Origin of the sequence: Novosphingobium sp. SG707 (assembly GCF_012275515.1) — a bacterium.
GTDB lineage: Bacteria > Pseudomonadota > Alphaproteobacteria > Sphingomonadales > Sphingomonadaceae > Novosphingobium.
Map to the genome: position 1 here is coordinate 312,322 of NZ_JAAZQL010000005.1, position 17,294 is coordinate 329,615.

Sequence of the window (17,294 nt, forward strand, 5' to 3'; positions counted from 1 at the left end):
TTCTCCCTAATGTGGCCCGGCGGGATTCTTGTCCCGCCGGTGCCGGAATGTGTGTGTTTCAGACTTCGTCGATGACCGGGTTGGTCAGCGTGCCGATGACGCCGACCGAGATTTCCACCACGTCGCCCGCCTTCATGTAGAGCGCGGGCTTGCGCTTATCGCCCACGCCGCCAGGCGTTCCGGTGGCGATGACGTCGCCGGGGTTGAGGTCGGTGAAGGTCGAGCAATAGGCGATGATCGTGGGAATATCCCAGATCATGTCGCTGATCGGCTGATCCTGTACCAACTCGCCGTTCAGACGCGTCTGAACGCGCTGTGCGCCAAGGTCCGCGATTTCGTCAGGCGTGACCAGCGCGGGGCCGAAGCCGCCGGTGCCGGGCCAGGTCTTGCCGGGGGTGAACTGGATATTGTGGCGCTGCCAATCGCGGATCGAGCCATCGTTGAAGGGCGCATAGCCCGCGATATGGTCCCAGGCGTTTTCGGGCGCGATGCGGCGGCCCTTCTTGCCGATGACGATGGCCACTTCGCCTTCATAGTCGAAGCGAACGCTCTCGGGCGGGCGCACCATGGCGTCACCTTCGGCGATCAGGCTGTCGGCATAGCGGGTGAAGATCGCGGGATGCTCTTTCTGCTCGCGGCCGGTTTCGGCCACATGAGTGGCATAGTTGAGGCCAACGCAGAGGATCTTGTCCGGGTCGGGGATCACGGGCAGCAGCTTGACGGCATCGAGCGCGAAGGCCTCGCCATCGGCGAGCGAGGCGAGGGCGTCGGCGGCAATCGCGGCCTTCAGGCTGGCATGGGCGCCGCCCAGATCATAGACGGTTTGCCCGTCAAGGCGGCCAAAGCTGGCCTTGCCGTCGGGGCGGGTAAAAGACACATAACGCATGGGGGTTTACGCTCCAGAAGCAATTTGGCCAGAAAATTCGTTGATGGGCGCCGGTTGCCATTCGCGGCGGAAGCGGAAGGCTTCCTCGGCCACGCGCAGACCGGCAAAATCCTTGTCCGACACGCCCCACTGGTCGATCCGCTTTTCGGGCCAGGTCCAGTCGTCGGGCTCGCCCGTCCGGTAATCCTCGCCCACCTTCTCGACGGCGGTGGAATATTCGATCACCGGGCCAAAGGGCGCGATGTAATAGGCATAGACATTGTCGCCCGGCCCATGGCGGCCCGGACCCCATGCCGGGGCAAAGCCATGATCGCGCATATTGCCGATGCCGCGCATCACGGCGTCGAGGTCTTCCATCTCAAACGCGACATGGTTGAGCGACGAGAAACCGGCGCGGGCAAAGGCGGTCGAATGATGCGCCTCGTTGCAGCGGACAAAGACCATGCCCCTTGTGCGGTCGGAGACGCGGAAGCCGAGGACTTCCTCGACGATATCGCCGCTTGCTTCGGCATCGGCGGAATTGAACACGACATGGGTGAGCTTGACCGGCATCACGCGGCGGCTTGCCTTGGAGTGGCCTTCGATGGGCGCCACTTCGGTTGCGTCCACCAGAAAGCGCAGCAATTCACCCTCGGCCAGTTCGACCACGATGCCATGCCCGCCGCCCGGATCGCTGCTCACGCAAGGCGCGGCGTTCAACCCACGCGTCATGGCCGCCTGCGCCACCTGGGCCAGACGGTCCGCAGAGCAGACGAAAGTGGTCGAGCGCACGAAATTATCGGCGCTTTCCGAAATGGCCATCAGATAGGGGAAGGTGCCCGAACCGCGCAGGTAGAACGTGTCGTCGATCCGCCCGCCATCGGCGCAGCCCCAGATGTCGATCATCCACTGATGCGCCTCGGCCGCCTTGGGCAGGGCCAATTCGATGCTGCGAAGTTTCATCATCGCGTGAGTTCCTTTCAAAAACCGGCGGCCGCGATGCCCGCGCTCGCGCATTCGGCGTCCACTTCGCCCGTATCACCCGACACGCCCACCGCGCCCACGACCACGCCGCCGCTGCGCACCAGCACACCGCCCGGCGAAAACACCAGATCGCCGCCCACCGTGGTGACGACCCCGCCAAAGAAGGTCGGGTTGCCCTTGGCGCGTTCGGCCAGAACGCCCGTGTCCGCGCCCATGCCCAGCGCGCCATAGGCTTTGGCGCGGGCAATATCGGCGCGGAAGAAGGTTGACCCATCCTCGCGCGCCATGGCGACCGGGTGGCCGCCCGCATCCAGCACGACCATCGCCAGAGGCTTGGCCGATTGGGCGCGCGCATGGGCAAATCCGGCGGAGAGGATGGTTTGGGCCTGAGCCAGCGTAATCATGCAGCAGTCTCCAGCGATAGGCCCATTTGCGCCGCATAGGCTTTGCGCAATTCTTCGGCGGTGCCCGTGCCAAATACGTAATGGTCGGGGCGGATCATTACCGCCTCTGCGCCCCGCGCCGCCAGCCAGGCCGACACCGCGCCGCCATCGGGCAGAGCCGCCGCATCGGCCAACGTGAACAGGCGCCAGCCACCGCCGGTCAGATCATCGAGCTTGCGCCCGTCCGTCAGCACCGGCTGGATGAAGCGTTCGCCCGCGCCTGCGCTGCCGTGATGGATGATGCCGGTCGAAATCGCCGGAATCAGGTCATGGGCGGTTTCCTGCTTGCCCTTTTGCGCCTCGGCCCGCGCGATCATCTCGGCATCGCGCGCGGCGGCCTTGGCGGGGTCGAGTTCGCAGATATAGCGGCCCACATTCACCGCCGCGCCGATCACGCCGCGCACATGCGGGTCGCGTTCGGGCTGATAGGTGCACAGGATCTCGGGCGAGGCGTGATCCTTGATGATCGCCGCCATTTTCCACGAGAGATTGGCAACATCGCGGCAGCCATGGCACATGCCCTGACCAAAGAAGGGCGGGGTCTGGTGCGCGGCATCGCCCGCCAGAAACACATTCCCTTCCTGCCAGCTTTCCGCGACGAGGCCGTGGAAGCGATAGGTGGCCGAGCGCACGATCTTGTGCGGCACATCGCCGATATAGGGGGCCAGCAATTCGGCCACCTTGTCCGGCGCCATCATCGCGGCATCGTCCTCATCGGGCAACAGCATCAGTTCCCAGCGGCGATGGTTGCCGCGCCCCGGCACGATGGTGGCGGGCCGCTTGGGATCGCACATCATCACCGAGAGGCGCTGCAGATCGGCCTGCTGCGGCACGCCCGCGATGGCGGGGAAGCGCACCGGACCATCGACCTCGGCATCGACCACCAGCCAGGGTTCCTCGAAGTCCAGATCGTCGAGCTTGATCCCCAGAGCCTTGCGCACCGGGCTGCGCGAACCGTCGCAGGCAATTGCCCAGCGGGCCGCGACCTGATGCTGCGCGCCGTCCTGCGTATAGGTGATGCGCACCGGGCCGTCGGATTGATCGAGCGCGGTGAACTCTGCGCCCTTGCGGAAATCCACATTGGCCATGTCGGCAAAACCGGCGCGCAGATGCTCTTCCAATTCGGGCTGATAGAAGAACCAGTCATTCGACCAGCCGAAGGGGCGGGGCATCCCCACCGTGCCCATATAACGGATCGCCTGAGCATTCGCGCCGACATGCAGGTGCCCGTCGGTGTCCACCATATCGGGCAGCACGCGGTCGAGCACGCCTGCCGATTGGAACAGGCGCATCATCTCGTGGTCGAGATGCACCGCGCGCGGCAGGGGATAATGGGTGAGTTCCTTTTCCAGAACCACCACATTGAGCCCCTCGCGGCCGAGCAGGTTCGCAGCCAGCGCGCCGACAGGCCCGCAGCCAATAATCGCAACATCGAACATGGTTTTTTACGCCGTTACCGTTTCCAGAGGGGCCTTGTGAAAGGCGCCGCCTTTCATGATTGCCTTGAAATGGTCCTTGCCCTGAAGGATCGCGACATCCTGCGTGGGGTCGCCATCGACCAGCAGCAGGTCGGCCAGATAGCCTTCCTGAATCCGGCCCACGTCGATCCCCATCAGTTCCCCGCCCAGCGAGGTGGCAGCGGCCAGCGCCTCAACCGGGCTGTAGCCGAAATAGTCGACGAAATGCTGGAGGTCGCGCGCGTTGCGGCCGTTGGGGTTAAAGGGGAAACCATAGTCCCCGCCGATCAGCGTGCGCACGCCCATGGCTTTGAGCGCAGGCACCAGCTTGCCTTCCAGCTCCATGCGCTCGGCGGCGCTGTGCTTCATGTGGCTCATGTCGATATGGGGCGGGGGGCTGGCTTCAAGGGCCGCCACCGAAACGCCGCAGCCGGGGCCGTAGAACACTTCGTCCTTGTGCGCGGCCAGCTTTTCAGCCGTGCGTTCGCCAATATAGCTGGCGTGATAGATGATCCGGGCGCCCGCGCGCAGGGCCAGATCGACTGCCTCGTCCGTATAGGCGTGGGTGGCGATCCAGAGGCCATATTCTTTGGCGGCCTCGCGCGCGGCATCCATTTCCTCGACCGTGTAGAGCAGGTCGGAATGGCTGCCCGGCTTCAAGGCGTCTTCGCCCGAAATCACCAGCTTGACCGAGCCGATGCCCTGATCCGCGCAATATTTCATAAAGGCGCGCATGGCTTCAGGCCCGCGACCGTTGAACACATCGCCCGTGTCCACGCCCTCGGCGCCCTCGGGGCTGCGTTCCAGCGTGGAGGGGATGAGGCGCGGCCCCGGCGTTTCACCGGCGTTGATCGCGGCGGCAAGGCGCACCTCGATGCCATCGCCCAGCGCGCCTGCGGAATAGGCGCTGGTGAAACCATGGTCGAGCAGCACGCGCGCATTGCGCGTGGCGGCCACTTCCAGCTCTTCGGGCGGCAGGATGAAGGCGTGATAGATCTTTTCGACCGACGAGGCCCAGGTCAGGTGGGCATGCGCCTCGACCATGCCGGGCATCAGCGTGCCGCCGTGGCCATCGACAATGGTTGCGCCGGGCGCATCAATGGTTTCAGGCGCATAGACGACCTTGGCGATCCGCTCGCCATCGACCAAGACCTGCCCTTCGCGCGATGCGTTGGGGCTGCCGTCGAAAATGCGGATGTTGGTAAAGAGCGTGGTCACGCCCGACTCTCCCTATCACGATTGTGTGCTTGGAGCCTCTTTTGCCAAAGCCGTTGCATCAGGTAAAATATGCAATTTTGGCATTGCCATAGTTTTAGACTATGGTTTCGCCCTCAAGCTGCCGGATCAAAGCGCCCGCCAAAGGCGACATGCCGCGCTGCTTCAGCCAGCGCACGCCCACACTGCGCTCAAACGCCGCCTCGGCAATCGGCAGGGCGCGCAGCACGCCCATCGACAGCTCGCTGGCCGCAACCCGCATGGGCAGGATCGTTACGCGGCGGCAATCGCGCACCAGCGCCTTGGTGGTCAGCAGGGAGTCGCAGCGGATCGCATCGCGCGGCACCGGCACCCCGGCGGCGGCGAACAGTGCATCAACCTGACGCCGGAACGCGCCCTGCGCCTCTGGCAGGACCCAGCGCAGTCGGTCAGCCTGTTTCAGCGAAAAGGGGCTGGGCCAATCGCCGCCATCCGGCCCGACAATCAGCGCAAAGGGATCGCGCGCCAGCGTACGCTCGGCAATATCCTCGTCCGGCTCCTCCATCGCGGTGGTGACGAAAGCCACCTCGATATCGCCCTCGCGCAGCATGGCGGTCAATTCGCGGTCGGCGCGCTCCAGCACGCTCAGCGTGATTTGCGAGAGGCTCTTTTCAAAGCGCGCCATGGCGGTGGGCAGCAGGCTTACCAAGGCGCCCGGTGTGCCGCCGATGCGCAGGGGGCCGGACAGGCCCTCGGCAGCGGCTGTCACCTCGGCCTGGGCATCGCGCAGCAGATGTTCGAGCATTTGCGCACGCGCCTGCAACGCATGGCCCGCCGCCGTCAGCACGATGCCCGCGCGGGTGCGTTCAAACAGGGTCGCGCCCAGCCGCGCCTCGAGCAAGGCGATGGCGCTGGACACCGAGGGTTGGGAAATGTTGAGCGCGCGCGCCGCGCCCGTGATCGAGCCCGCGCGGCATACTTCGTGAAAGGTGCGAAGGGCGCGCGGGTCGATCATAGAGGCAATCCTAGCGCAGGATCAGCCCCGCGCCAATGCCGCGCGCAGGCCCGCAGGCATGACAAGCGCGGCCAGAACCACCGCCCAGACCAGCTTGGCCGCCAGCGCGCCGCCCCAAGGCAATTGTTCCAGCCCCAGCGCGAAAAGCAGGCCGCCAGAGATCGCCACCCCGGCCGCCGCGCCGCCCACCGCCATCAGGAGCGAACGCAGCAGCAGGCCCGAGGGCAGAGGCGAGGCCGCCGCCACCGCCGCCACCCGCTCGCTGCGCAGTGCCTTGCCCGCCAGCGCGCCCGGCACCAGACTGGCCATCAGCCCGATCATGAAACCCTGCGGCACAAAGTCGAACACATAGGCCCCGATGCCCCAGACCGGCACCGGCGCTCCGCTGCGCCCAAAGGCCACGAGAAAGAAGCCCAGCGTGAGCATGGTGTTGATCACCACGCTCACCCCGGTTTCGCGGCGGATATAGGCCGCTGGGTTCACTTCACTTGGCCCTCAACCACCACAGGCCCGATCAGGCCCGAGGCGCGCAGCGGCGCATCCGCGCGATAAGTGGGCATGGTGGTAAAGGTCACAGGCTTGGCCCCCGGTTGCTTGTCGCCGATCAGGCGGTTGATCCACAGGTTCGCCACGCGGACCTCGATGTGGTTCTTGCCAGCCTTCACCGCGCCCGACAAGTCCACCCGATAGGGCGCATGCCAGACCATGCCGACATCCTTGCCATTGACGCTGACCTGCGCCACCTCGCGCAGATCGCCGAGGTTGAGCCAGAGCGGCTGCCCCGCCTCCCACCCCTTGGGCGCGGCAAAATCCTTGGCATAGGTGGCCACGCCCGAGAAATGGGCAATCCCGGCATCGGCGTTTTCATTCAGGGGCTGCAGCTTGGGCAGCACCGCATTGGCCGGCGCCCCGCGACCCGGCTGGAACGCAACATTCCATGCGCCGTCCAGCGTGAGCAGCGGCGCGGGCACCAGCTTCTTGATCATCATGCCATCGGCAGGCGCGGGCTTGCGGAACACGACATGCACCGATTCCTCGCCCGCCAGCGACATGGCGATCACCGTCTCGCCATTGACGATGCGATAGCTGACCGGTTCGAACGTGCCGGTTTCGGCATGCCACAATTCGGGCGCCTTGCCGGTGACACGGAAATGGGCCTCGAATGTCTCGTCGCGTTCCTTGCGGTTCACAAGGAAGTAGCTGTCGCCCGCATCCCAGCGCCGGTGGAGGAAGGGCACCTCGGCATCCGCCGCCCCGCCGACCATGCGGAAATCGGAACCCACGCCCGCCTTGGCCAGCGCGGCCTCGACATCGCCGCTGGCGATCACGCGGCCCTTGCCGACCGCTGCCTCGCCCGTGCCGGGCCAGAGCCGCGCCACCAGCGCCTTGTAATCGGCACTGTCCTTGTCGCTCAGACTGGGCGTGCCCTCGGGCGCCAGACCGATGATCGTCGCGCCCCCTTCGGCCAGAGCGGCGATGCGGTGCAGCGCCGCCAGCGTCATCCGCCGCGACGACCCGCCCAGATACAGCGCCCGGTAACGCGCCCCGCCCTTGGAGACGATTTCAGCCCCATCATTGCTCAGCGCACCCACCAGAGCGTCGAAATTGACGAAATCATAGGCATGGGTGCTGGGCGCATCACCCACGCGCTTGTCGCCATACAGGCCCGTCAGTGGCGCTTCCTCGCCATAGAAATAGCCGACATCGGCCACATTGCGCCCGTTTTGCAGCATCAGTGAGTTGCGCGACAGATAATCGACCCAGGTCTTGGCCAGCGGCGCCCATGCCTCGTGCCGGTTGAAGAACTGGCCAAAGATCATCAGCGAGAGGCCCGGCACCTTGTCATCGACCGGCTGGTGGACGCTGGTGTGGACCACCGGGCGGTTCACACCCGTGACAAATTCGGTGTCGATCACATGCTTCAAGGTGCGCGGCGAATCCGCCCAGTAGTTGAGCGCCGAGGTCATGCTCTCGGCGGCCACCAGATTTTGCCCATAGATATGCGCGACGCTCGCCGCGCCCTTCATATCGGCCAGATAGGAGGGGTTGGGCCCGTCCTTTTGCGTAAAGGTCCAAAGCGCGGCCATCGGAATATCGGCATGGGTGCGCATCGACATATCGTCGCCAAGACTCGGGCGGTGATCTTCCAGCGCCTCGCCATAGACCTTCAGCCCCGCGCCATGCGCCTTGGCGGCCACCGTGCCGTAATGCTCGGACGCCATCAGATCGCCCAGCGTGCGGCGCCAGTCATAGAGGAACTTGTCGCTCTCCTCACGGCTGCCCACCAGCGCGCCCGTCAGCGCGGGCAGCCAGGGCGTGGCGTCATAGCCGCGCAAAGCCTTGAACTGGAACAGCATCTTGGGCGTCCAGTTGGCCGCGCCCACCTCGATGGAATCGGTCAGGATCGCCCGCACGCCATGTGCGCCCATCATGTCGGCCCCGGCGGCATCGCGATACATGCCGAGGTAATGGTCCATATAGCGGCCCACCGCATCGCCATCGAACTTGTCCACTTCAAGGCCGGTGGCCTCGGGCGGGGCGGGATGGTTGGTCGTGCCCAGCAAGGAGGAACCCAGACGGATGATCCGCCATTGCTGACCCTTGGGCAGGGCGGGGGCCTTCCATTCCAGCGAGCCATCGGCCTGCATCAGGCTGGTCAGATTGACCACCTGCGCCGCCGGAGCGCCGGTCGCGCCATCGGTCGGATTGGTCAGCGCGTAATAATCATGCGCCAGCGCAAAGCCCGACTTGGTTTCCGACAGATTGACCTTGGCCTCGCCCGACAGGCTGAACTGGCCCAATTGCCACGGCTTGTCCTCGCCGCCCAGCATGGCGAACAGGCCGGGGATTTCCACGCCTTCGGCAGGCGCGCCCATGTTCGAGGATGTCGACGTCAGAGGGTTGAGCACAAGGCGGAAGAATTTGGCCGTGACGGGGGCAAAGCTGATGGTGGTGGGCACGTCATTCACGGTGAAATGCGTGATCCCGCGCCAGTTCTGGCCGTCATCGCTGGCCTCCAGCACGGGATCGACCGTGGGGCCGCGGAACATGACCTTGGCGCCGGGCACAAAGACCGTGGCGCTGCGCATCGTCTGGGGCGCGTCATAGGCATAAACGACGCTGCCCGGCGCGCTCGGCTTGCCGCGCGGCACGGCAAGGCCGGCATTGGGGTTGTCATCGGACAGCGGCGCGGCATCGACCGGCTTACCATCGACGCTGGCCTTGGGCGCGGCGGTGGCGGCGATGGTCACCGGCATGGCCACCACGGCCACGTCGCCATAATAGGCGGGCACGGCCTCGGGCTTGTGGCCGCTGGCGATATCGTCAAAGGCCAGCCCCTTGGCCATGCCCTGATAGGGGCCGGTGACCGAAGGCGGGGCGGCGATCTTGCCCTTGAACAGCTTGCCCGGTGCGGCGATGGTCTCGCTCCACACCAGTTTCTTCAGCCCATCCTCAGGCTTGACCCAAGGCCCGCCCGTCTCGCTCCAGCCCGGCGAGGCGGCGATGGCCAGTTCCAGCCCGTTGCGCTCGGCTTCCTGCGCGGCAAAGCGGAAGGCGTCTTTCCACTCGGGCGTCATATAGACGAGGCGCTTGTCCACCACCTGGGGCGTGTTGAGATTGACGTCGAAATTCTGGAGGCCGCCGATGCCGACAGCCTTCATCCACGCCATATCCTTGGCGATGCCGTCCTTGGTGATGTTGCCGTTCATCCAGTGCCACCACACGCGGGGGCGGGCCTCGGCGGGCGGATCGCGGAACTGGGTTTCCAGATCGGGTGTGCTCTGGGCGTGAACGGGCAGGGCAATCGGCGCGCAGGCGGCAATCAGCGCCATGCGCAGTGCGCGGACAGAAGGGCGCAGCGCGCGGACGGAAGGCTTGGTGGCCATGATTTTACATCTCCCCCGAGAAGTGGTTTGATAATGAGGCAAGGTTTTGAAAGTATAAGGCAAAACGCCCGCGGCCATCTCTCTATGGGAGACAGTCCACGGGCGTTGCCGTCAGGTCAATCGCAAAAAGCGCGGATCATACGATCCCGGCGCCAAGGCCGACGGGTTTGCGTTCCTGCGCCTTGCGGGCGCGGTATCCGCTGGCGCGATAGGCGGCCAGAACGTCAATCGCGCCGCCCGCTTCCACACGGGCCATGGCCAGGATCGGGGCCACATCGACGTTATAGGCGCGGCGCAGGGCCTGAAACGCCATCATCGTGTCATTGGCTTCCTGCGCGCCGTGGAGAGCGGCGCGGTCCACCAGCGACGCCTTGGCAAAACAGGCGGCGATGGCTTCAGCGGAGGACAGCATGGATTCAATCGGATCGGTCACATTGTGCGACTGGTCGATCATATAGGACGGGTTGAACCCATCGCGCGGATTGGCTTCGGCCTCGGCCAGTTCGTTGAAGACGAGGAAGAGCTGGTGCGGGTTGATCGAGCCGCTGTCCAGATCGTCGTCGCCATACTTGCTGTCGTTGAAGTGGAAGCCGCCCAGCTTGCCGAAGCGGTGGAGGCGGGCCACGATCTGTTCGATGTTGACGTTGGGCGCATGGTGGCCAAGGTCGACAAGGCACTTGCAACGCTCGCCGATCGTCTGGGCCGCAAGGATCGAGCTGCCCCAGTCGGAAATGACGGTCGAATAGAAGGCCGGTTCAAACATCTTGTGTTCGAGCAGCATCCGCCAGTCGCCGGGCAGGGCGGCATAGATCTGCGATGCGGCGTCGAGATAACGGTCGAGGCTGCGGGCGAAATCCTGCTGACCCGGAAAATTGGTGCCGTCGCCAACCCAGACGGTCAGGTCTTTGCTGCCCAATTGCTGGCCGATTTCGATGCATTCGATGTTGTGGTCGACCGCCTGTTGACGCGCGCCTGCGTCCTGCGAGGAGAGCGAGCCATTGGCATAGGTGTGGGCCTGACCCACCTGATCCTGAAACGTGTTGCTGTTCACCGCGTCCCAGCCAAGGCCGAGCTGCGAGGCTTCCTCGCGCAGGGCCTTGTAGTCGGCAACCTTGTCCCACGGGAAATGGGGCGAGACGCGTGGCGTCACGGTGGAAAGCTGGTTGATGACCGAGCAGTCCTCCAACTTTTCGTGGATATTGGTCGGCTCGCCCGGAATGGGGAACTTGGCGAAACGCGTGCCCCCGCGCCCCGCGCCCCACGAAGGGACGGCTACCGAGAAACCGGCGACGCGCTTCTTGATGGCGTCAATGTCGATGCCGGTGCGGGCCAGCTTGCGGCCCAGCGCTTCGTAATCCTCATGCAGGGCCTCAAGCCCCTTGGCATTGTGTTCCGCGATCAGGTCGGCGGAAATAGGCAGATTGCTCATGATAAATCCTCTCCCAGATCCGATCAGCGCGTGAAGGCCTGAACGTTGCCCGCGTCCACATTGATCATGTTGCCGGTCGATTTGGCCGAAGCATCCGAGCCAAGGAAATAGGCCGCTTCGGCAATGTCTTCGGGCAGCACATCGCGCTTGAGCATCGAGCGGTTGCGGTAATGCGCTTCCAGCTCTTCGCCAGCATCGATCTTGTTCGAGGCGGCGCGCTCCTTGCGCCAGTCGCCGTCCCAGATCTTGCTGCCCTTGATGACCGCATCGGGATTGACGATGTTGACGCGGATGCCTTCGCCCGCGCCTTCCAGCGCGAGGCAGCGGCCAAGGTGGTTGGCAGCAGCCTTGGCCGAAGCATAGGCCGAAGCACCGGCGGCGGCTGCCACGGCATTCTTCGAACCAATGAACACGAGGCTGGTGCCGCCCAGATCCTTCATACGCTTGAGCAGGCCCCAGGCATGCTTGGCGGTCAGGAAATAACCCTGCGCCAGCACGTCGAAGTTGCGATCCCACAGCTCGACCGTGGTCTGCTCGATCGGTGCCGAAGACGCAATGCCCGCATTGGCGACCACCACATCCAGCCCGCCGAATTCACGCGCCGCGGTGTCGAACGCGGCCTTGACCTGTGCTTCGTCGGTCACGTCGCAGGTGACGGCGCGGACAACGTCCTTGCCATATTGCTTGGCGAAACCGGCGCGGACTTCTTCCACGGCATTCGCATCACGGTCGGCCAGCACCACGCAGGCGCCCTCTTTCAAGAAGCGCGCAGCGGTCGCCGCGCCAATCCCGCCAGCGCCGCCGGTGACAAAGGCCACGCGGCCAACCTGCGGCTTGGGGGCGGGCATGCGCTGCAGCTTGGCTTCTTCGAGCAGCCAGTATTCGATGTCGAAGGCTTCCTGCTCGTCCAGAGCGATATAGTCGCCAATCGCTTCGGCGCCGCGCATCACGTTGATGGCGTTGCCATAAAATTCACCGGCCAGACGCGCGGTGGTCTTGTCGGTGGCAAAGGTGATGCGGCCAACGCCGGGCACCAGCACCACGACCGGGTTGGGATCGCGCATGGCGGGGCTGTTGGCGCGCTTGCAGCGTTCATAATAGGCGGCATAGAAATCGCGGTAGGCGCTGATCTTTTCGGCCAGATAGGCGTCGTCCTGCAGGCGCGCGGGATCGAGCGTCAGCGGCGCGATCTTGGTGCGCAGGAAGTGGTCGGGGCAGGAGGTGCCGAGCGCCGCCAGCTCTTCAAACTTGGCCGAACCAACGAATTCCAGCGCCTCGGCATCGTCCGAATAATGGCCCAGCTTGCGGCGCGCACCGGTCATGAAACCACGCAGGCGGGGCATCAGGTCGGCGGCGATGGCGGCGCGCTCGGGGTTGGGGGCGACCACCTGACCGCCGAAGGCAGGCTTGCCCGCCATCTTGGCATTGAGATACTTGGCAGCGTCCGCAATCAGGCTGACGGTGTGCTCATAGCATTCCTTGGCGCTGTGGGCCCAGCAGATGATGCCATGGCTGGCCATCATCACGCCCTGAACGCCGGGGTTGGCGCGCTGATAATCGCGCAGCATCGTGCCCAGCGTATAGCCCGGACGCTTCCACGGCAGCCAACCGATCTTGCCGCCCCAGATTTCCTTGGTCGCTGCTTCACCGCCCGAGGAGGCCGCCAGCGCGATGATCGCGTCCGGGTGAACGTGGTCAACATGGGCAAAAGGCAGCAGCGAGTGCAGCGGCGTGTCGATCGAGGCCGCGCGGCCGTTCAGGTTGAACGTGCAATGGGGCAGATAGCCGACCATCTTGTCGTCATCTTCCGGGCCATTGTAATGCGCTTCCAGACCCAGCAGCTTTTCCTGATAAAGTGTGGAAAAGCCGTCGAGTTTCATCGAGCCGATGTCGCCACCCGAACCCTTAACCCACAGCACTTCGACAGTTTCACCGGTGAGAGGATCGGTGCCCGTCAGCTTGGCCGAAGTGTTGCCGCCGCCGAAATTGGTAACGGTCAGATCGCTGCCCAGCAGGTTGGAGCGATAGAGCAGCAGTTCTTCGGGGCTGAGGGTGGCGGCGTAGGCATCGTCCCAGCGGCTGGTGGGGACGGCAAAAGGAATCGCGGAGTTTGTCACGCAGATATGCTCCCATGGGGGTCTGTTTGATCGGCCTCCTAACGAATCTGCTTCCCTTTGGCAATCAGATTCGATATTCAACAATCATAAACGATCAATCAAACGATCAATTTCGCACATGCAGCATGATTTCGCGCTTGCGGCGCGAACCGGAATAAGGCGCTATCGGGCGCGACAGGGAGAGCGTTCTGACACAGGTTTCTGAGCATCGGGGTTGGGCTCCAAAAGGTTGGGCCATTGTGATCGACATCGGCAAGACGATGTCGAAGATCACCCTGTGGTCGCGTGAGGGGCAATTGCTGGACCGTCAGGTGCGCCCCAATGCGAAATGCGAGGAAGGCGGCATTGCGCGCCTTGATGCGGCGGGCATTGCCGATTGGGCCACGGGCGTGCTGCGCGGCCATGCAGACAGCGGCGTCGAATATATCGTGCCGGTGGGGCATGGCGCAGGCTTTGCCGCGATCCTTGATGGCGCATTGGCCTTTGCCCCCATCGATTACGAGGCCGCCCCGCCGCAGGCCACGATGGACGCCTATCGCGCCGCCCGCTCGCCTTTTGCGCAGACCGGATCGCCTGCCCTGCCACAGGGGCTGAATTTCGGCGCCCATGTCTGGTGGGCTGGTGAGCTCTATCCCGATGCGATGGCGCGCGCCACGCTGGTGCCATGGGCGCAATATTGGGCATGGTGGCTTTCGGGCGTGGCGGCCAGCGAGGTCACCTCGCTGGGCTGCCATTCCGACCTGTGGAACCCGGACGCGGGAGACTGGTCCGATCTGGCCAAGGGGCAGGGTTGGGCCTGGCGTTTCGCCCCGGTCGTGAAGGCTGGCGATGTGCTGGGCACGATCAGCCCGGTGCTTGCCGCGGCCACAGGACTGCCGGAAACGGTGCGCGTCTTGGCGGGCCTGCACGATTCCAATGCAGCGCTGATGGCGGCGCGTGGTTTCACGGAAATCGCCCGTAACGAGGCAACCGTCCTGTCCACCGGCACATGGTTCATTGCCATGCGCCTGCCCGCCTCGCCCATCGCCACGGCCGACCTGCCCGAGGCGCGCGATTGTCTGGTCAATGTCGATGCCTATGGGCGGCCGGTTCCTTCGGCGCGTTTCATGGGCGGGCGTGAGATCGAGGCGCTGATCGAGATCGACACCCGCCGGGTGGACATCAAGCCGGATCAGCCCTTGCTCCTCGCTGCTGTCCCCGCCGTGCTGGCGTCGGGTGCAATGCATATGCCCACGCTGGCCCCCGGCTGCGGGCCTTATCCCGATGGGCAAGGCGGCTGGGTCAACCAACCCGACGACTGGTACGAACGCCGCGCCGGGGCCTGCCTCTATGCCGCGCTGGTGGCGGATCAGGCGCTAGATCTGATCGGATCGGACGAACGCCTGCTGGTCGAGGGCCGCTTTGCCGAGGCCGAGGTCTTTGTCCGCGCGCTGGCCGCGCTGCGCCCCAAGACACAGGTTTTTGTTGGCAGCGCGCATAATGATGTCAGTTTCGGCGCGATCCGCCTGATCGATCCCGCGCTGATGCCCGAGGGCGAATTGCGCAGGATCGAGCCGCTGGACGCCGATCTCGACACCTATCGCAACCGCTGGCTGGCCCGGCTGGAGAGTCATTGATGATTATCGCTTCTGTCGCCGATTTCCGTGAAGCTGCCCGCCGCCGCCTGCCGCGCTTCCTGTTCGAATATATGGACGGGGGCAGCTATGGCGAAGTGACCTTGCGCAAGAATGCCGAGGATCTGGCCCATCTGGCGCTGCGCCAGCGGGTTTTGCGCGATGTGTCGAAGATCGACATGTCGACCACCCTGTTCGGGGTGAAGCAGGCTTTGCCGGTGGCGCTGGCCCCGGTGGGCCTTGCGGGCCTGAACGCACGGCGGGGCGAGGCCCAGGCGGTGCGTGCGGCCAACAAGGCGGACATTCCCTTCACGCTTTCCACCGTCTCGGCCTGCGCGCTGCCCGAAGTGTCGGCGGCGGCGACCAAGCCTTTCTGGTTCCAACTCTACATGATCCGCGACCGCGCTTTCATGAAGGACCTGCTGGCCCAGGCCGTCGAGGCGCAATGCAGCGCGCTGGTCTTCACCGTGGATATGCCCGTGCCCGGCAGCCGTTACCGCGATTACCACACCGGTTTGGCGGGCAGCGGCGGCATGAAGGGCGCGGCGTGGCGCGTGGCTCAGGCGATGGTCAGGCCTGAATGGGCGTGGGACGTGGGCGTCATGGGCCGCCCGCACCATCTGGGCAATGTCGCCCCGGTGCTGAAAGGCAATACCGGCATCGAGGATTTCTTCGCCTGGATGCGTAACAATTTCGACCCCAGCATCAACTGGCGCGACCTCGATTTCATCCGCAGCGAATGGAAGGGGCCTTTGATCATCAAGGGCATCCTTGACCCCGAAGACGCCAGGGAAGCGGCCAAGCTGGGCGCCGACGGCATCGTCGTGTCCAACCATGGCGGGCGGCAATTGGATGGCGTGCTGTCCTCGGCTCGCGCCTTGCCGCCGATTGCCGATGCGGTGGGCGCTGATCTGACCGTGCTGGCCGATGGCGGGGTGCGCTCGGGGCTGGACGTGGTGCGGATGCTGGCGCTGGGCGCGAAGGGCGTGCTGCTGGGCCGGGCATGGTCCTATGCCTTGGCGGCAAAGGGCGAGGCGGGCGTGTCGAAAATGCTCGACATCATCACCGCCGAAATGCGCGTCGCCATGGCGCTGACGGGCTGCACCGATATTTCACAAATCAACCGCGACATTCTCGCGTAAACAACAAGTTGGGAGAGAGGCTCATGGTGCCCAATCCGGCGCTGGGCGTGGTGTTTCACTGGATCGGGGGTTTTTCCTCGGCCAGTTTCTATGTGCCCTATCGGCGCATCCGTTCGTGGAACTGGGAAGTGTTCTGGCTGGCGGGCGGGTTGTTCAGCTGGCTGATCGCGCCGTGGCTGTTCGCCTCGCTGCGCACCAACGATCTGTTGGCCGTGCTGAGCGCCACGCCGCGAGAAACGCTGGCGTGGTGCTGGTTCTGGGGCGTGATGTGGGGTTTTGGCGGGCTGACCTTTGGCCTGACCATGCGCTATCTGGGTCTCTCGCTGGGCATGGCGGTGGCGCTGGGGCTGACCACGGTGATCGGCACGCTGGGGCCGCCGATCTTTCACGGTACGATGGGCGAGATCGCGGCCAAGACCAGCGGGCAACTGACCTTGCTGGGCATTGTCATCACGCTGGTGGGCATTGTCATCGTGGCGCGCGGGGGCGCGGCCAAATCGCGCGAAGTATCCTCGGGCGAGGCGGTGGCCGAGTTTGACCTGAAAAAGGGTCTGGCGATTGCGACTTTCTCGGGCGTGATGTCGGGTTGTTTCGCATGGGGTCTGGATGCGGGGCAGCCAATCCGCGACCTGACGCTGGCGGCCGGCACCGATCCGCTTTCGCAGGGCCTGCCGGTGCTGTGCGTCGTGCTGCTGGGCGGGCTGACCACCAATGCTTTGTGGTGCACCTGGCTGATTGTGAAGAACCGCAGCCTTGGGCAATTCTTCGGCGCGTCCAATGACTTGGCCCAGCCGCGTGCGCCCTTGCTGCGCAACTGGCTGCTGGCGGCGCTGGGCGGCACGCTGTGGTATGGCCAGTTCTTCTTCTACACCATGGGCGAGAGCCAGATGGGCAAATATGGCTTCTCAAGCTGGACGCTGCATATGGCCAGCATCATCCTGTTCTCCACGCTCTGGGGCTTTGCGCTCAAGGAATGGCTGGGCACCTCGGTGCGCACGCGCACGCTGGTGTGGAGCGGGATCGGTCTGTTGATCGGGGCGACCGTGGTGATCGGCGGCGGGAATATGTTGGCCGCCGGATGATAGTATGATGGCTTTTGCGCGAATTTGACGGCATAGACTGTCGGTTCGGGCAAAAGCGCCGGGCGC

General features: G+C 64.7%; 13 protein-coding genes. 3 read left to right on the forward strand and 10 right to left on the reverse strand.

Annotated elements, in window-relative coordinates; genetic code table 11:
• Positions 1–58 precede the first annotated feature (58 nt).
• The 10 genes from FHW92_RS16590 to FHW92_RS16635 all read right to left on the reverse strand — a co-directional run bounded on the left by FHW92_RS16590 (position 59) and on the right by FHW92_RS16635 (position 13,391).
• Positions 59–886, reverse strand: a complete 828-nt coding sequence (locus tag FHW92_RS16590; RefSeq protein ID WP_168604379.1) for a fumarylacetoacetate hydrolase family protein — start codon at positions 884–886, stop codon at positions 59–61.
• 6 nt (positions 887–892) lie between these two features.
• A complete protein-coding gene (locus FHW92_RS16595; RefSeq protein ID WP_168604436.1) occupies positions 893–1,828 on the reverse strand; it encodes a VOC family protein in 936 nt (311 codons plus the stop codon).
• A 17-nt stretch (positions 1,829–1,845) separates the two neighbouring features.
• Complete coding sequence (locus tag FHW92_RS16600; protein ID WP_168604380.1) at positions 1,846–2,253, reverse strand: heme-binding protein; 408 nt, start codon at positions 2,251–2,253, stop codon at positions 1,846–1,848.
• Positions 2,250–3,731, reverse strand: coding sequence for a bifunctional 3-(3-hydroxy-phenyl)propionate/3-hydroxycinnamic acid hydroxylase (locus FHW92_RS16605; protein ID WP_168604381.1), 1,482 nt, complete (start codon positions 3,729–3,731; stop codon positions 2,250–2,252). Before FHW92_RS16605 ends, FHW92_RS16600 begins: the two co-directional genes overlap by 4 nt.
• Before the next feature lie 6 nt (positions 3,732–3,737).
• Positions 3,738–4,967, reverse strand: coding sequence for an amidohydrolase family protein (locus tag FHW92_RS16610; RefSeq protein WP_168604382.1), 1,230 nt, complete (start codon positions 4,965–4,967; stop codon positions 3,738–3,740).
• Positions 4,968–5,061: 94 nt separating this feature from the next.
• Positions 5,062–5,958 carry a LysR family transcriptional regulator gene (locus FHW92_RS16615; protein WP_168604383.1) on the reverse strand — a complete coding sequence of 299 codons (897 nt, stop codon included), beginning with the start codon at positions 5,956–5,958 and terminating at the stop codon, positions 5,062–5,064.
• Between the two features lie 21 nt (positions 5,959–5,979).
• Positions 5,980–6,441 carry a hypothetical protein gene (locus FHW92_RS16620; RefSeq protein WP_168604384.1) on the reverse strand — a complete coding sequence of 154 codons (462 nt, stop codon included), beginning with the start codon at positions 6,439–6,441 and terminating at the stop codon, positions 5,980–5,982.
• Positions 6,438–9,845 (reverse strand): glycosyl hydrolase, encoded by a 3,408-nt coding sequence (locus FHW92_RS16625; protein ID WP_168604385.1) that lies wholly within the window; start codon positions 9,843–9,845, stop codon positions 6,438–6,440. The genes FHW92_RS16620 and FHW92_RS16625 overlap by 4 nt, the downstream gene beginning before the upstream one ends.
• 136 nt (positions 9,846–9,981) lie before the next feature.
• Positions 9,982–11,274 carry an L-rhamnose catabolism isomerase gene (gene rhaI / locus FHW92_RS16630; protein WP_168604386.1) on the reverse strand — a complete coding sequence of 431 codons (1,293 nt, stop codon included), beginning with the start codon at positions 11,272–11,274 and terminating at the stop codon, positions 9,982–9,984.
• A 23-nt stretch (positions 11,275–11,297) separates the two neighbouring features.
• Positions 11,298–13,391, reverse strand: a complete 2,094-nt coding sequence (locus FHW92_RS16635) for a bifunctional rhamnulose-1-phosphate aldolase/short-chain dehydrogenase (protein ID WP_349237700.1) — start codon at positions 13,389–13,391, stop codon at positions 11,298–11,300.
• Between the two features lie 239 nt (positions 13,392–13,630).
• Between FHW92_RS16635 and FHW92_RS16640 the strand changes: the two genes are divergently transcribed.
• From FHW92_RS16640 to rhaT, 3 genes are read left to right on the forward strand one after another with little or no spacing between them, the layout of a single operon-like run.
• Complete coding sequence (locus FHW92_RS16640; RefSeq protein WP_349237701.1) at positions 13,631–15,007, forward strand: FGGY family carbohydrate kinase; 1,377 nt, start codon at positions 13,631–13,633, stop codon at positions 15,005–15,007.
• Positions 15,007–16,146 (forward strand): FMN-dependent L-lactate dehydrogenase LldD, encoded by a 1,140-nt coding sequence (gene lldD / locus FHW92_RS16645; protein WP_168604387.1) that lies wholly within the window; start codon positions 15,007–15,009, stop codon positions 16,144–16,146. The genes FHW92_RS16640 and lldD overlap by 1 nt, the downstream gene beginning before the upstream one ends.
• A 23-nt stretch (positions 16,147–16,169) precedes the next feature.
• A complete protein-coding gene (rhaT, locus tag FHW92_RS16650) occupies positions 16,170–17,228 on the forward strand; it encodes an L-rhamnose/proton symporter RhaT (RefSeq protein ID WP_168604388.1) in 1,059 nt (352 codons plus the stop codon).
• Positions 17,229–17,294 lie beyond the last annotated feature (66 nt).

What these genes read in the sequence shown, in the direction of transcription:
- FHW92_RS16590 (WP_168604379.1), bottom strand. Translation starts at nt 886, where the DNA reads ATGCGTTATGTGTCTTTTACCCGCCCCGACGGCAAGGCCAGCTTTGGC.
- FHW92_RS16595 (WP_168604436.1), bottom strand. Translation starts at nt 1,828, where the DNA reads ATGAAACTTCGCAGCATCGAATTGGCCCTGCCCAAGGCGGCCGAGGCG.
- FHW92_RS16600 (WP_168604380.1), bottom strand. Translation starts at nt 2,253, where the DNA reads ATGATTACGCTGGCTCAGGCCCAAACCATCCTCTCCGCCGGATTTGCC.
- FHW92_RS16605 (WP_168604381.1), bottom strand. Translation starts at nt 3,731, where the DNA reads ATGTTCGATGTTGCGATTATTGGCTGCGGGCCTGTCGGCGCGCTGGCT.
- FHW92_RS16615 (WP_168604383.1), bottom strand. Translation starts at nt 5,958, where the DNA reads ATGATCGACCCGCGCGCCCTTCGCACCTTTCACGAAGTATGCCGCGCG.
- FHW92_RS16625 (WP_168604385.1), bottom strand. Translation starts at nt 9,845, where the DNA reads ATGGCCACCAAGCCTTCCGTCCGCGCGCTGCGCCCTTCTGTCCGCGCA.
- rhaI (WP_168604386.1), bottom strand. Translation starts at nt 11,274, where the DNA reads ATGAGCAATCTGCCTATTTCCGCCGACCTGATCGCGGAACACAATGCC.
- lldD (WP_168604387.1), top strand. Translation starts at nt 15,007, where the DNA reads ATGATTATCGCTTCTGTCGCCGATTTCCGTGAAGCTGCCCGCCGCCGC.
- rhaT (WP_168604388.1), top strand. Translation starts at nt 16,170, where the DNA reads ATGGTGCCCAATCCGGCGCTGGGCGTGGTGTTTCACTGGATCGGGGGT.